This is a genomic window from Pseudomonas sp. FW305-3-2-15-C-LB1, from assembly GCF_058787615.1.
On sequence record NZ_JBYSZX010000002.1, the window covers coordinates 229,992 to 244,402 of the forward strand.

Sequence of the window (14,411 nt, forward strand, 5' to 3'; positions counted from 1 at the left end):
TGTTCAGCCGACGGCGAGTGGCCGCGCCGCGCCATTGCGTCAGCGGGCCAGGTGTTCGTCGGCGTAGCGCCGCACGCAACGCAGCAACGCGCTTTCGTGTTGCACGAGGAAGAAGTGGTGACCGTCGAACATGTCCAGGGAAAAGCCGCTGGCGGCGTCGAGTTGCCAGTCGAGCAACTGGTCGGCGCGCACACTGTCCTGCTTGCCGCCGAACACATGGATCGGCATGCCCAGCGGTGCACGTTCGCCGTAGGTGAAACTGCCGCACAGCAGGAAATCGGCGCGCAGGATCGGCAGCATCAACTGCATCAATTCGGGGTTGGCCAGGGCTTCTTCGGTGGTGCCTTGCAGTTCGCGCAGGCGGGCGATCAGTTGTTCGTCGGTCTTTTCGATGGCGTATTCGCTGACATCACGCCGGGCTGGCCCGGCCGTGCCGGAGGCGAACAAGGCGAGCGGCGCGGGCACACCGCGAGCGTTCAAGGCGTGCGCCAGCTCAAAGGCGAGCAGACCGCCAAGGCTGTGGCCGAACAGGGCATAGGGGCCGTTCAAGTCGCGGCTGATTTCATCGGCGAGCTGCGCAGCCAAGGCCTTGATATCGCGTTGCAACGGCTCGTCCATGCGCATGCCACGGCCGGGCAATTCCAGCGGGCAGACCTGCAACCACTCTGGCAGGGCCCGGCGCCAACGCGCATAAACCATGGCACTGGCGCCCGAATAGGGCAGGCAGAACAGGCGCAGTCGAGTCGGCGTACTCATCAGGCGACGACTCCAGACCGATACACGCCGCTTGCACGATAGAAACCCATGTCGTCCTCCTCCTTGGTCGTTTTACTAACGGACCTGTCACCCAGAAGAACGGACGGCACCGGCAAATAATTAGTCGCCAGGGACGCGCGAGACGTGGTTCACACCAAACGAGAAAGCATAAGATTAGTTCGCCTTCTCATTTGACAATCATTATCATTCAGCATAATTTGTTGCCCGATGTGTAGGAGGCCCCGGCACGGACGCCCTCCCCTAACCTATTGGCAGTAAGGTGATTTCCATGACGGAACAAGTATCCACAGGCAGGTGCGACTCACCGCTTCTCCAGGCATTCGTCGATAATCGGCTGATTCTGGTGAAGATCGCGGCACGCATTACCGGCTGCCGCTCCCGCGCCGAGGACGTGGTGCAGGACGCCTACTTCCGGCTGCAATCGGCGCCGACAATCACGTCTTCGTTCAAGGCTCAATTGAGTTATCTGTTCCAGATCGTGCGCAACCTGGCGATCGATCACTACCGCAAGCAGGCCCTGGAGCTCAAATACTCCGGGACGGAAGAGGAAGGCTTGAATGTGGTTATTCACGGCGCTTCACCGGAAACCTCGCACATCAACTTCAACACCCTGGAAAACATCGCCGACGCCCTGACCGAGTTGCCCCAGCGCACCCGCTATGCGTTCGAGATGTACCGCCTGCACGGCGTGCCGCAAAAGGACATCGCCAAGGAGCTGGGCGTGTCGCCGACCCTGGTGAACTTCATGATCCGTGATGCGCTGGTGCACTGCCGCAAGGTGTCGGGCAGCCATAGCGATACGTTTGCGCGCAGGGTGTGATGCCGCACCGGTGGTGCCTCAGGGCACCGCCATCACATCAATGCGATACGGCTCGAAAATCTTCAGCATCTCGCCATCGTCGCGCAAGCGCTTGAGCAACGCGGCAAACGCGTCCCCCGTGATCGGCGCCTTCGGGCGCAGCAGTGCGAAGTGGTGATAGACCTGGTCAATGCGCTCCGAGACCAGGAACTGCCCCGCCATTTGCGCATTGCGTACCATGAAATCACTCAGGTACGAGCGCGTCACCAAGGCAATATCGGCACGCCCGCGCGCGACCATCAGCAGGTTGCTGTCATGGGAGTAAGTCAACGTGGCGTTGAAGTGCTCGGCCATGTACTTGGGGTCGGGGTTGAAGTTGGCGAAGGCGTAGTGATAACCGCTGAACACGGCCAGGCGTTTACCGTTGAGGTCGGCGAAATAACTTTGGTCACGACCGGGCTCACGCTGGGCGACGAAGATTTCCGCATCTTCCAGGCCCATGTCGACGCTGGTGTGGGGAATGTTCTGCCAGCCCCAATCGGGATTTTCGAAGATCGCCATATCCACACGGCCCTGCTCGAAATCACGAAAGCGTCGGGGGATGGAGGTGGGCACCAACACAAACTGGTAATCGGTTTGCGCGGCGTTCAGGGCTTCGACCAGTTGCGGCAGCAAACCGGTGTCGGCGCCCTGCTCCGGCCGTACGGTGTAGGGTGGGAAATGCGCCGCGCCGATGCGTACCAACTGCGCAGCCGAAGCTGGCATCCACCACGCGGTGCCCAGTGCCCAAAAGGTAAGTCCTGCAGCCAGCCGCCATGGCGAAAACATCAAGGCACACACCGTTCAAAAACGCTCATGGCGATAAGCTAGGCGTTTTTGTCTGGAGAGACAACTTTCCAGCGGTAAATTAATAGCTTGCGCCTCAGTCGGCCTTCAAAACCATCAGCAGGGCCTCTTCGGCCAACTGCTCAAGTGTCAGGCTGCCCTCGGCGCGAAACCAGGTGGTGGTCCAGGACAGCGCGCCGGTGAGGAAACGCCGGGTGATGAATACATCACCACGAATGTAGCCCGCGTCCTTGGCCTCCCCCAGCACTTGCAGCCAGAGCGCCTCGTACACGTCGCGCAGGGCCAGCACCTGGGCCTGGCCTTCGGCTGACAACGACCGCCACTCGTACACCAGCACCGCCATGGCCTCGCCGCTGCCGCCCATGATCGACTGCAATTCGCAGCGGATCAGCGCCAGCACGCGTTCGCGCACGTTGCTCGCCTCTTCCAGCGAAGCGCGCATCATCGCCGTGTTGTAGTGGATGGTTTCTTCCATCACTGCCCGCAGGATCTCGTCCTTGCTCTTGAAGTGATGAAAGATGCTGCCGGACTGGATGCCCACGGCGCTGGCCAGGTCGCGCACGGTGGTACGTTCGAAGCCCTTGTTGCGAAACAGATGGGCCGCGGTTTGCAGCAGCTTGCCCCGGGCGCTGTCGGGGTCGGTCAATTGGCCGCCATCGACCATGGTGCGCATGACCCGCAGGGCTTTGTGCTCATCCATGCCTCTCTCCTCTACTTCCACGGACGTCTTGGCCCGCAATTTAGGCCGTGGCGGCCACCCAAGCAAGCGCTTGGCTGAATCTTGTATCCGCAGTTTACAAACCAAGCGCTTGCTTGGTAGTCTCGACCCCAGCCATTCGAGGAAGGATTTCTCATGAGCAAGACGGTTCGTATCGGCTGTGCCAGCGCCTTCTGGGGCGACACCTGCACCGCCGCCGCCCAACTGGTGCAAGGCGGCAAGCTGGATTACCTGGTGTTCGACTACCTGGCGGAAGTCACGATGTCGATCCTGGCCGGTGCGCGGATGAAAGATCCCCAGGCCGGCTACGCCACGGATTTCGTCGACGTGCTCACGCCGCTGCTGGCGGATATCCAGCACCAGGGCATTCGCGTGATCAGCAACGCCGGTGGCATCAACCCCCAGGCCTGCGCCGCCGCCCTGCAAGCCGCCTGCGACAAGGCCGGTATCCCCCTTAAAATCGCCGTGCTGCTGGGCGACGACCTGCAACCCCAGCTCAAACACCTGCACGGCATCACCGACATGTTCAACGGTGCGCCGTTGCCGCCGCTGTGCGTGTCCGCCAACGCCTACCTGGGCGCGCCGGGCATCACCCAGGCGCTGAAGCTGGGCGCGGATATCGTCATCACCGGCCGCGTGGTGGACAGCGCAGTAGTCAGCGCGGCGCTGGTGCATGAATTCGACTGGTCCTGGCAGGATTACGACCGCCTCGCCCAGGCCGCACTGGCCGGGCATATCATCGAATGCGGCGCGCAGTGCACCGGCGGTAACTTCACCGATTGGCGCGACGTGCCGGACTACGAGCACATCGGCTTTCCCATCGTCGACGTCAGCGCCGACGGCCAATTCACTGTCAACAAGGTCGACGGCACGGGCGGGCTGATCAGCGAACTCAGCGTCGCCGAGCAACTGCTGTATGAAATCGGCGACCCGCATGCCTACCTGTTGCCCGATGTGATCTGCGACTTCAGCCAGGTCAAATTGCAGCAGCAAGGCAAACACCAGGTACGCCTGCACGGCGCCAAGGGCTTGCCGCCCACCGATCAATACAAGGTCAGCGCCACTTACCCGGACGGTTTTCGCTGCACCGCCAGTTGCCTGATCGCCGGCATCGATGCGGTCGCCAAGGCCGAGCGGGTCAGCCAGGCGATCATCAACAAGACCTCGGAGCTGTTCAGCCAGCGCGGCTGGGCGCCTTACACCGAAGTGAATATCGAACTGCTCGGCAGCGAAGCCACCTACGGCGCCCACGCCAGGCGCCAGGACTGTCGCGAAGTGGTGGTGAAACTGGCGGTGCGCCACCCCAACAAACAAGCACTGGTGCTGTTCGCCCGCGAGATTGCCCAGGCCGCGACCGGCATGGCACCGGGCCTGACCGGCATCGTCGGCGGACGGCCGACGGTGTACCCGTTGATCCGACTGTTTTCGTTCCTGATCGATAAAACGGCCTGTGACGGGGTGATCGACTTCCAGGGCGCACGCCACCCCTGCGCACTGCCACCTGCCGACGCCCCGCGCCTGCCCGATGCGTCCATCGATCCGCCCAAGCCACAAGGCCGCGCCGACGCCAGCGTGCCGTTGGTGAAACTGGCCGTGGCGCGCTCCGGAGACAAGGGCAACCACAGCAATATTGGCGTGATCGCCCGCCACCCCGATTACCTGCCATGGATTGCCGAAGCACTCACCCCGCAGGTGATCGTCGACTGGATGGGCCATCTGCTCGACCCCGTGCACGGCCGTGTCGAGCGCTGGTATCTGCCCGGCAGCCACAGCCTCAACTTCCTGCTGGAAAACGCCCTGAGCGGCGGTGGCATCGCCAGCCTGCGCATCGACCCGCAGGGCAAAGCCTTCGCCCAGCAACTGCTGGAGATCCCGATTGCCGTGCCGCAACACATTGCCGATCAACTCGCCTAACAGGAGCATTGCCGTGGCCTTCGACTCGATCTTCAAAGCCGACCTGTTCCAGGGGCAAACCGTGATGGTCACCGGCGGCGGCAGTGGCATTGGCCGCTGCACCGCCCATGAATTGGCGGCGCTGGGTGCCCAGGTGATCCTGGTGGGACGTAAGCCGGACAAGCTGCAGAACGTCGCGGCGGAAATCGCTGAAGACGGTGGCCTCGCCCATTGGCAGGCCTGCGATATTCGCGATGAAGAGGCGGTGAAGGCACTGGTCGGCCAGGTCCTGAATGACCACGGCGCTATCCATGGCCTGGTCAACAATGCAGGCGGCCAGTACCCCTCACCACTGGCCGCAATCAACCAGAAAGGTTTCGAAACCGTACTGCGCACCAACTTGGTCGGCGGTTTCCTGATGGCGCGGGAAGTGTTCAACCAATCCATGAGCAAGCACGGCGGCGCCATCGTCAACATGCTCGCCGACATGTGGGGCGGCATGCCCGGCATGGGTCACTCGGGTGCAGCACGTTCGGGCATGGACAACTTCACCAAGACTGCCGCCTTCGAGTGGGGCTATGCCGGCGTACGGGTCAACGCCGTGGCGCCGGGCTGGATCGCCTCCAGCGGCATGGACACCTACGAAGGCGCGTTCAAGGCGGTGATTCCCACGCTGCGCGAACATGTGCCGCTCAAGCGTATCGGCACCGAATCGGAAGTCAGCGCGGCCATCTTGTTCCTGCTCAGCCCGGCCGCTGCCTTTATCAGCGGCAGCACACTGCGTATCGACGGTGCCGCCAGCCTGGGCAGTCGTGCCTGGCCGTTGCACAAGGCGCAGGCGCCGAGCGAACCCTTCAATGGCTTCCACCGCGCCTACCTGCCCGATGTGCTCAAGGCGGGGCAATAGACCATGCCGGTGATTGAATCCCTGATCGACGCCCACAGCGCCCCATTCGCGCAAAACCGCGAGGCCATGTTGGCCGCCATCGCCCAGCTGCGGCAGTTGGAAGACACCCTGTTGAGCAAGGCACAGGACGCCAAGCCCAAGTTCGACAAGCGCGGCCAACTGCTGCCCCGCGAGCGCCTCAACCTACTGCTGGACCCCGGCGCGCCGTTCCTGGAACTGGCCAGCCTGGCCGGCTACAAGCTGCACGACGACAAGGACGGCAGCGCCGCCGGAGGCGGGTTGATCGCCGGCATCGGCTACGTCAGCGGCGTGCGCGTGCTGGTGGTGGCCAATAACAGCGCGATCAAGGGCGGCACCATTTCCCCCACCGGCCTGAAGAAATCCCTGCGCCTGCAACAGATCGCCCTGGAGAACAAACTGCCGGTGGTGACCCTCGCCGAAAGCGGCGGCGCCAACCTCAACTATGCCGCCGAGATATTCGTCGAAGGTGCGCGCAGCTTCGCCAACCAGGCGCGCATGTCGGCCATGGGCCTGCCGCAGATCACCGTGGTGCATGGCTCGGCCACGGCCGGCGGCGCCTATCAGCCGGGGCTGTCGGATTACGTGGTGGTGGTGCGCGGTCGGGCCAAACTGTTCCTCGCCGGCCCGCCGCTGCTTAAAGCCGCGACCGGCGAAGTGGCGACCGATGAAGAACTGGGCGGCGCCCAGATGCACGCACAAACCGCCGGCACCGCCGAATACCTGGCGGAAAACGATGCGGACGGCGTGCGCATCGCGCGCGAAATCGTCAGCCTGTTGCCGTGGAATGATCGCCTTCCACAGGCGCCGAAACGTGCCTACGCAGAACCGCTGTACCCCATCGAAGAGCTGCTGGGCCTGATCCCGGACGACCCGAAAAAGCCCTACGACGTCCGTGAAATCCTCGCGCGACTGGCCGACGGCTCGCGCTTTCTCGACTTCAAGGGCGAATTCGACGCCCACACCGTCTGCGGCCACGTGCACATCCAGGGCCGCGCCGTGGGCGTGATCGGCAACAACGGTCCTATTACACCGAAGGGCGCGAGCAAGGCCGCGCAATTTATCCAACTGTGCGACCAGAGCCGCACACCGCTGCTGTTCCTGCACAACACCACCGGTTTCATGGTGGGCACCGAGTCGGAACAACAAGGCGTGATCAAGCACGGCGCGAAGATGATCCAGGCCGTGGCCAACGCGCGGGTGCCTAAACTGACCATTGTGGTCGGCGGCTCCTACGGCGCGGGCAACTACGCGATGTGCGGCCGTGGCCTGGACCCGCGCTTTATCTTCGCCTGGCCCAACAGCCGCACGGCAGTGATGGGCGGTGCCCAGGCGGGCAAAGTCCTGCGGATTGTCACTGAGGCCAAGCAATTGAAGGATGGCCTGGTGCCGGATCCCAAGGTGCTGGACATGCTGGAACAGGTCACCGCACAGAAGCTCGACAGCCAGTCCACCGCGCTCTACGGCAGCGCGAACCTGTGGGATGACGGGCTGATTGACCCTCGGGATACACGGACCTTGCTCGGTTTTCTGCTGGATATCTGTCATGAGGCTGAGGTGCGGCCATTGCAGCCCAACACCTTTGGTGTGGCGCGTTTCTAATCAGGAGAACAATAAAAATGATCTTCACCCAGGAACACCAGGAACTGCGCCGCACCGTCCGCGCCTTCGTCGACCGCGAGATCAACCCCCATGTGGACGAATGGGAAAAGGCCGGGCGCTTTCCCATCCACGACATTTTCCGCAAGGCCGGCGACCTCGGCCTGCTGGGCATTTCCAAGCCGGAGAAATTCGGCGGCATGGGCCTGGACTATAGCTATTCCATTGTCGCCGCCGAGGAGTTCGGCACCATCCGTTGCGGCGGTATCCCCATGTCTATCGGCGTGCAGACCGATATGTGCACCCCCGCTCTTGCCCGCTTCGGCAGCGATGAACTGCGCGACGAATTCCTGCGCCCGGCCATCAGCGGCGAGCAGGTCGGCTGCATCGGGGTCTCGGAAACCGGCGCCGGCTCCGATGTGGCCGGGTTGAAGACCCATGCGCGCAAGGACGGCGACGACTATGTGATCAACGGCAGCAAGATGTGGATCACCAACTCACCCAGCGCCGACTTCATCTGCCTGCTGGCCAACACCTCCGACGACAAGCCGCACATCAACAAGTCGCTGATCATGGTGCCGATGAATACTCCCGGCATCAGCGTCAGCCCGCCCCTGGAAAAGCTCGGCATGCACAGCTCCGAGACCGCCCAGGTGTTCTTCGACGGCGTGCGCGTGCCGCAACGCAACCGCATCGGCCACGAAGGTGCGGGGTTCATGATGCAGATGCTGCAGTTCCAGGAAGAACGCCTGTTTGGCGCGGCCAATATGATCAAGGGCCTGGAGCATTGCATCGACAGCACCATCGAGTACTGCAAGCAGCGCCAGACCTTCGGCAAGGCGCTGATCGACAACCAGGTCATCCACTTTCGTCTCGCTGAGCTCTCCACCGAAATCGAATGCCTGCGCGCGCTGGTCTACCAGGCCACCGAGCAATACATCAAAGGCCAGGACGTGACCCGCCTGGCGTCCATGGCCAAGCTCAAGGCCGGGCGCCTGGGCCGCGAAGTCAGCGACAGTTGCCTGCAATACTGGGGCGGCATGGGCTTTATGTGGGACAACCCCGTGGCCCGCGCCTATCGCGATGTGCGGCTGGTGTCGATCGGCGGCGGCGCCGACGAAATCATGCTGGGCATCATCTGCAAGTTGATGGGCACCTTACCGGGGAAAAAACCATGAACACCTTGTTGCTCGAACCCCACAACGGTGTGCTGCACATCACCCTCAACCGGCCCGACTGCCGCAATGCGATGAGCCTGGAGATGGTCAATGAATTGCGCACGGTGCTATCGCAGTTGGACATCCAGACGCGCGCGGTAGTGATCAGCGGCGCGGGCGGACATTTCTGCGCCGGGGCGGATGTGAAGGACCTGGTCACCGCAGGCCATCAACTGCAGGCGCTGAACCGCGCGTTTGGCACCTTGCTGCAGGAAGTGCAAGCGCTGTCGCAAGTGGTGATCGTGGTGCTGCAAGGCGCGGTGCTGGGCGGTGGATTTGGGTTGGCGTGCGTGAGCGATATCGCCATCGCCGATCACCGGGCGCAATTCGGCTTGCCGGAGACCAGCCTGGGCTTGCTGCCCGCGCAGATTGCGCCGTTCGTGGTCAAGCGCATCGGGCTGACCCAGGCGCGGCGGCTGGCGCTGACAGCGGCACGGTTTGACGGGCTTGAGGCTGAGCGGCTGGGGGTGGTGCACTTTACCGAGCGCGACCCGCAGGCGTTGGCGCAGCGGTTGGATGAGGTGCTGGGGCAGGTGCTCACGTGCGCGCCGATGGCGAATGGACGGACTAAAGCGCTGTTGCTGGCCAGTGTGGATGAGCCGCTGGAGGCGGTGCTGGATCGGGGCGCGCAGTGGTTTGCCGAAGCGGTGCGCAGTGAGGAAGGGATTGAAGGAACGCAGGCGTTTGTGCAGAAAAGAAAGCCTCGGTGGTGCAAATGACGCCATCGGGGGCAAGCCCTCTCCCACACTGTGGGAGGGGGCTTGCCCCCCGATGAGGCCCGATCAAACACCCCATCAGCCAAGGGATAAACCCATGCCCGCCTTCAACAAAATCCTGATCGCCAACCGCGGCGAAATCGCCTGCCGCATCCAGCGCACCGCCCAAGCCCTGGGCTACCGCACCGTCGCCGTCTACAGCGATGCCGACGCCCAGGCCCTGCATGTGCAGATGGCCGACGAAGCCGTCAATATCGGCCCCGCCCCGGTACAACAGTCGTACCTCAATATCGAGGCGATCCTCGCCGCCGCCAGACTCACCGGCACCGATGCGATTCACCCCGGCTACGGCTTCCTCTCGGAAAACCCCGACTTCGCCCGCGCCTGCCAACACGCCGGCCTGACCTTCATCGGGCCCAGCGTCGAGGCCATCGAACTGATGGGCAGCAAACGCCTGTCCAAACTCGCCATGCTCGACGCCGGCGTGCCGTGCATTGCCGGCTATCAGGGCAGTGCCCAGGACGACAACACGCTGCAACAGGAAGCTGAACGCATCGGCTACCCATTGATGATCAAGGCCAGCGCCGGCGGCGGCGGTCGCGGCATGCGCCTGGTGCACCAACCCGAAGCCCTGCTGGACAACCTGCACACCGCCCGCTCGGAAGCCAAAAATGCCTTTGGCAGCGATGAACTGATTCTTGAGCAAGCGCTGATCGAGCCGCGCCACGTCGAGATCCAGTTGTTCGGCGACAGCCACGGCCACTTGATCTACCTCGGCGAACGCGACTGCTCGGTCCAGCGCCGCCACCAGAAAGTCATCGAGGAAGCCCCCTGCCCCATCATGACGCCCGAGTTGCGCCAGGCCATGGGCGAAGCCGCATTGAAGGCCGGGCGTGCGGTGAATTACGTGGGCGCCGGTACCGTGGAGTTCCTGCTCGACCGCAATGGCCGGTTCTACTTCCTGGAAATGAACACCCGCCTGCAGGTGGAACACCCGGTCACCGAGCTGATCACCGGCCTCGACCTGGTGGATTGGCAGCTGCAGATCGCCGCCGGGCAAGCGCTGCCGCTGACCCAGGCGGACGTGACCCTGAGCGGCCATGCCATGGAAGTGCGCCTGTACGCCGAAGACCCGGCCCAGGGTTTCCTGCCGCAAACCGGCGAGGTGCTGCGCTGGGAACCGGCGACCGGCGTGCGCATCGACCATGGCGTGATACAAGGTCAACGTATCAGCCCGTTCTACGACCCAATGCTGGGCAAGCTCATCGCCCACGGCGCCACCCGCGAAGAGGCGCGGCGCAAACTGTTGCGGGCGGTGGAAGACACGCTGTTGCTGAGCGTCGCCACCAATCAGCAACTGTTGGCTGATTTGCTCAAGCATCCGGCGTTTATCAACGGCGATTTCAGCACAGGGTTTATCGCCGAGCACTTCAGCGAGATCCCACGCCAGCCTGTATCGAGCGAACAGCTAGCCCTGGCCGCTGCGCTGTTCTACACCCACGGTGCCGAGCAACATCCCCACGGTTTGTCGGGCTGGCGCAACACCGCGAGTAGCCCTTGCACCTATCGGCTTGAGGTCAATGGCGAAATCCACACCGTCAGCACCGCCCCCCTGCTGCTCAGCGCCGACGGCCGCCACGCCACCCTGGTGCTCAACGGCATCCGCCGGCGCATGGCCTATCACCTCGACGGCGACCAACTATGGATGCCCGGCCTGTGCGTGACCAACCGCACGCAGCAAGTGGCCAGCCGCCAGGCCGATGCCAGCAGCGGCACGGTGAAGGCGCCGATGGACGGTGCCATCGTCGATATGCGGGTCAGCACCGGTGACAGCGTCACCAAGGGCCAACTGCTGCTGGTGCTCGAAGCCATGAAAATGGAGCATCCGCTGACCGCCGGCATCGACGGTGTGATCAAAGGCGTGCAGGTGAGCGCCGGTGACCAGGTGCACAATCGTCAGGTGTTACTCGAGATCGTCTAGCCCCTAGGCGGAACTACAGGGCCGGGCTACGCTCTATCCCCAACAGAAAGGGAAGAGTACGGGAACCTGCGCGATGCCCCATTGGCTGATTATTGACCTTGAAGCCACAACGGATGAAGGCGGCTGGCCCGTGACGGAGATGGAAGTCATCGAGATCGGCGCAAGCCTGGTCAACCGCCAGGGCCGCGAGCTGGATCACTTCCAGCGTTTTGTGCGGCCGCTGCGCCGTCCCTTGCTGACGCCTTTTTGCCGTCAGTTGACCCACATCACCCAGGCGAACATCGACGGCGCGGTGCCGATCACCGAGGTGTGGCCGCTGTTCGAGCGCTGGCTGGGCCAACACCAGGCGCGCCTGGAAGGCTGGGCCAGTTGGGGCGATTACGATCGCAGGCAGCTGGAGCTGGAATGGCAGCGCCATGGCCTGGCCAGCGCACTCGCCACCACGCCCCATGTGAACCTCAAGCAGCGCTTCGCCAAGGCCCGGCGCCTGGACAAGCCCCTGGGGCTCAACGGTGCCCTGCAATTGGCGGGGATGCAGTTCCATGGCCAGCAGCATCGGGCGCTGGAAGATGCACGCAATACCGCGCGCCTGCTGCCACTGATTCTGCCGGTCTAGGCAGCTTCCCTGCCCTTGGGCATACTGGCCGACCTTTCCAGACCCTTTTCCGAGGAATCGCCCATGTTCAAAGTCAACGAGTACTTCGACGGCACCGTCAAGTCGATCGCCTTCGGCACCGCAGAAGGTCCGGCGACCATCGGCGTCATGGCCCCGGGCGAATACGAATTCGGCACCGCCCAGCGTGAAATCATGCACGTGGTGTCCGGCGCCCTGACCGTCAAGCTGCCTGACGCCAGCGACTGGGAAACCTTCGCCGCCGGCAGCCAGTTCAACGTGCCGGCCAACAGCAAGTTCCAACTCAAGGTCGCCGTGGACACCGCTTACCTGTGCGAATACCGCGGCTAAGGGTTTCCCGGAAACAAAAAATGCCCGTTTCCTGAGAGACGGGCATTTTCATTCGCGTCGAATACTATTCGAGAATGGTCACCGGCATCCCGACTTCCAGGCGGCCAATGCCATCGTTGACCAGGTTCTGGCCGAAAATCGCGCCATTTTCAGTCTTGCGATAGGTCTCCAGCGTCGCGAAGGGTTCACGGTCGGCACTGCGCTCGCCGGTCTGCGGGTCGATAGTGGTGAGGATGCAGCGCGAGCAGGGCTTGACCGCGCGGAACTCCACATCGCCGATGCGCAGGCGCTTCCAGCCATCCTCGGCGAAGGCGGCACTGCCTTCGATCACCAGATTGGGGCGAAACCGCAGCATCTCCATAGGCCGGCCGATGCGTTGCGAAAGGTCGTCCAGCGAAGCCTGGCCGATCACCAGCAGCGGGTAGCCATCGGCAAATGCGACCTGGTCATCGTCCCTGCCATAACCGGCTTCGGTGGTGCGGGCGCGTTCGAGGGGGATCTGCACCAGCCGCGTCGGCTTGCCGATAAAGTCACTGACCCAGGCCGCTGCCGCGTCGCCCGCGTCCGGCACCCGCAGGGTGTCGCGCCAGATGGTCACACCGCGCAACTCGGCATTACCGCCCGGCAGTGCGACATCCAGCGGCGGGTAACCGGGCGAACTCAAGGTGAGCCCGCCTTTGCTGTTCCACAATGCCGACAATTGGCTCATCCTGGCCACGGCGCGTTGCGTGAGGAAGCGCCCACTGGCTTCATCCACCAGCATCCAGCGTCGATCCCCGTCCACCCCAAGCTTATCCAGGCCGACCTGCTGCAATATCTCGGCCTTGCCGGACTTCAAAGGGTAACGGTACAACGCGCTGAGACGAAGCATGGGCCTGCATTCCTGAGGGGCAAAGCCATAACCCTAAGGTCAAGCAGGCACTTCGTCCAGCATCAGACGCTGACGGACCACGTCCACCAGCTTGTCGGGCTGGAACTTGGACAGGAAATTGTCGCAGCCGACCTTCTTCACCATCGACTCGTTGAAGCTGCCCGACAGCGAGGTGTGCAATACCACGTAAAGACTGCGCAGACGCGGGTCATTGCGGATCTCGGTGGTGAGACGATAACCGTCCATCTCGGGCATTTCGGCGTCGGTAAAGATCATCAGCAACTTGTCGGTCATCACATGGCCGGCGTCGGCCCAGGCCTTGAGCATGTTCAAGGCCTTGAGGCCGTCACTGGCGATGTGCATCTTCACGCCCAGCTGGCCGAGGGTGTCGCGCAGTTGAGACAGGGCTACGTTGGAGTCATCCACCAGCAGCACTTCGCGGCCACGGGCACGCTCCAGCACCGGGTCTTCGAGTTTCTCGCGGGAAACCTTGGCGTTGTACGGCACGATCTCGGCCAGGACTTTTTCCACATCGATGATTTCCACCAACTGGTCGTCGACCTTGCTGATGGCGGTGAGGTAATGCTGGCGCCCGGCACTGGTCGGTGGCGGCAGGATGGCTTCCCAGTTCATATTGACGATGCGGTCCACACCGCCCACCAGAAAGGCCTGCACCGAGCGGTTGTACTCAGTGACGATGATGGTGCTGTTGGGGCCCGGCACCAGCGGGCGCATGCCGATGGCCTGGGACAGGTCGATCACCGGCAGGGTCTGGCCACGCAGGTTGACCACGCCGCATACAAACGGGTGGCGCTGGGGCATCAGGGTCAACTTGGGCAGTTGCAGCACTTCCTGCACCTTGAACACGTTGATCGCGAACAGTTGGCGCCCCGCCAGGCGAAACATGAGGATCTCCAGGCGATTCTCACCCACCAGTTGCGTGCGTTGATCTACCGTGTCGAGAATGCCGGCCATTAAAAGCTCCTGATGCGCTAAGGAATTTGTGCGGTTCACATAACGTGGGTTATCGGCGGCGAGTGCCAGACCTTGACCCCTGTAAAATGCCACGTAAATTCATTGATGTCACACTGACATCATGCTTTAC

Annotated in this window: 14 protein-coding genes; 9 read left to right on the plus strand and 5 right to left on the minus strand. The window is 63.0% G+C overall.

Features of this window, described 5'->3' with window-relative positions:
• Window positions 1–39: 39 nt before the first annotated feature.
• Complete coding sequence (locus AC3WP7_RS04860; protein ID WP_102592232.1) at window positions 40–756, minus strand: thioesterase II family protein; 717 nt, start codon at window positions 754–756, stop codon at window positions 40–42.
• A 289-nt stretch (window positions 757–1,045) separates the two neighbouring features.
• On the opposite strand from AC3WP7_RS04860, the gene AC3WP7_RS04865 reads away from it, so the two are divergent.
• Window positions 1,046–1,597, plus strand: coding sequence for an RNA polymerase factor sigma-70 (locus AC3WP7_RS04865; RefSeq protein WP_005789991.1), 552 nt, complete (start codon window positions 1,046–1,048; stop codon window positions 1,595–1,597).
• A gap of 18 nt (window positions 1,598–1,615) precedes the next feature.
• Here the strand turns inward: AC3WP7_RS04865 and AC3WP7_RS04870 are convergent, their stop codons facing one another.
• Both AC3WP7_RS04870 and AC3WP7_RS04875 read right to left on the minus strand, forming a co-directional pair.
• Window positions 1,616–2,404 carry a substrate-binding periplasmic protein gene (locus AC3WP7_RS04870; protein ID WP_071489789.1) on the minus strand — a complete coding sequence of 263 codons (789 nt, stop codon included), beginning with the start codon at window positions 2,402–2,404 and terminating at the stop codon, window positions 1,616–1,618.
• A 94-nt stretch (window positions 2,405–2,498) separates the two neighbouring features.
• The gene (locus tag AC3WP7_RS04875; protein WP_071489790.1) at window positions 2,499–3,122 is read right to left on the minus strand and encodes a TetR/AcrR family transcriptional regulator; all 624 of its coding nucleotides are present in this window, start codon (window positions 3,120–3,122) and stop codon (window positions 2,499–2,501) included.
• 153 nt (window positions 3,123–3,275) lie between these two features.
• Between AC3WP7_RS04875 and AC3WP7_RS04880 the strand changes: the two genes are divergently transcribed.
• The 8 genes from AC3WP7_RS04880 to ppnP all read left to right on the plus strand — a co-directional run bounded on the left by AC3WP7_RS04880 (window position 3,276) and on the right by ppnP (window position 12,435).
• Window positions 3,276–5,054, plus strand: a complete 1,779-nt coding sequence (locus tag AC3WP7_RS04880; protein WP_093122360.1) for an acyclic terpene utilization AtuA family protein — start codon at window positions 3,276–3,278, stop codon at window positions 5,052–5,054.
• Between the two features lie 13 nt (window positions 5,055–5,067).
• Window positions 5,068–5,940 (plus strand): SDR family oxidoreductase, encoded by an 873-nt coding sequence (locus AC3WP7_RS04885; RefSeq protein WP_102592233.1) that lies wholly within the window; start codon window positions 5,068–5,070, stop codon window positions 5,938–5,940.
• Between the two features lie 3 nt (window positions 5,941–5,943).
• A complete protein-coding gene (gene atuC / locus AC3WP7_RS04890) occupies window positions 5,944–7,560 on the plus strand; it encodes a geranyl-CoA carboxylase subunit beta (RefSeq protein ID WP_092243097.1) in 1,617 nt (538 codons plus the stop codon).
• Window positions 7,561–7,577: 17 nt separating this feature from the next.
• A complete protein-coding gene (gene atuD, locus AC3WP7_RS04895) occupies window positions 7,578–8,735 on the plus strand; it encodes a citronellyl-CoA dehydrogenase (protein ID WP_092243094.1) in 1,158 nt (385 codons plus the stop codon).
• Window positions 8,732–9,493, plus strand: a complete 762-nt coding sequence (locus AC3WP7_RS04900; protein WP_092243091.1) for an enoyl-CoA hydratase/isomerase family protein — start codon at window positions 8,732–8,734, stop codon at window positions 9,491–9,493. The genes atuD and AC3WP7_RS04900 overlap by 4 nt, the downstream gene beginning before the upstream one ends.
• A gap of 94 nt (window positions 9,494–9,587) precedes the next feature.
• Window positions 9,588–11,471 carry an acetyl-CoA carboxylase biotin carboxylase subunit gene (locus tag AC3WP7_RS04905; protein WP_102592234.1) on the plus strand — a complete coding sequence of 628 codons (1,884 nt, stop codon included), beginning with the start codon at window positions 9,588–9,590 and terminating at the stop codon, window positions 11,469–11,471.
• A 73-nt stretch (window positions 11,472–11,544) separates the two neighbouring features.
• Window positions 11,545–12,087 (plus strand): 3'-5' exonuclease, encoded by a 543-nt coding sequence (locus tag AC3WP7_RS04910; protein ID WP_071492722.1) that lies wholly within the window; start codon window positions 11,545–11,547, stop codon window positions 12,085–12,087.
• A 63-nt stretch (window positions 12,088–12,150) separates the two neighbouring features.
• On the plus strand, window positions 12,151–12,435 hold the full coding sequence (gene ppnP / locus AC3WP7_RS04915) for a pyrimidine/purine nucleoside phosphorylase (protein ID WP_058424671.1): 285 nt from the start codon (window positions 12,151–12,153) through the stop codon (window positions 12,433–12,435).
• Window positions 12,436–12,499: 64 nt separating this feature from the next.
• Here the strand turns inward: ppnP and AC3WP7_RS04920 are convergent, their stop codons facing one another.
• Window positions 12,500–13,306 carry an MOSC domain-containing protein gene (locus AC3WP7_RS04920; protein ID WP_092243085.1) on the minus strand — a complete coding sequence of 269 codons (807 nt, stop codon included), beginning with the start codon at window positions 13,304–13,306 and terminating at the stop codon, window positions 12,500–12,502.
• Window positions 13,307–13,345: 39 nt separating this feature from the next.
• Window positions 13,346–14,281 (minus strand): chemotaxis protein CheV, encoded by a 936-nt coding sequence (locus AC3WP7_RS04925; protein WP_092243082.1) that lies wholly within the window; start codon window positions 14,279–14,281, stop codon window positions 13,346–13,348.
• Window positions 14,282–14,411: the final 130 nt, after the last annotated feature.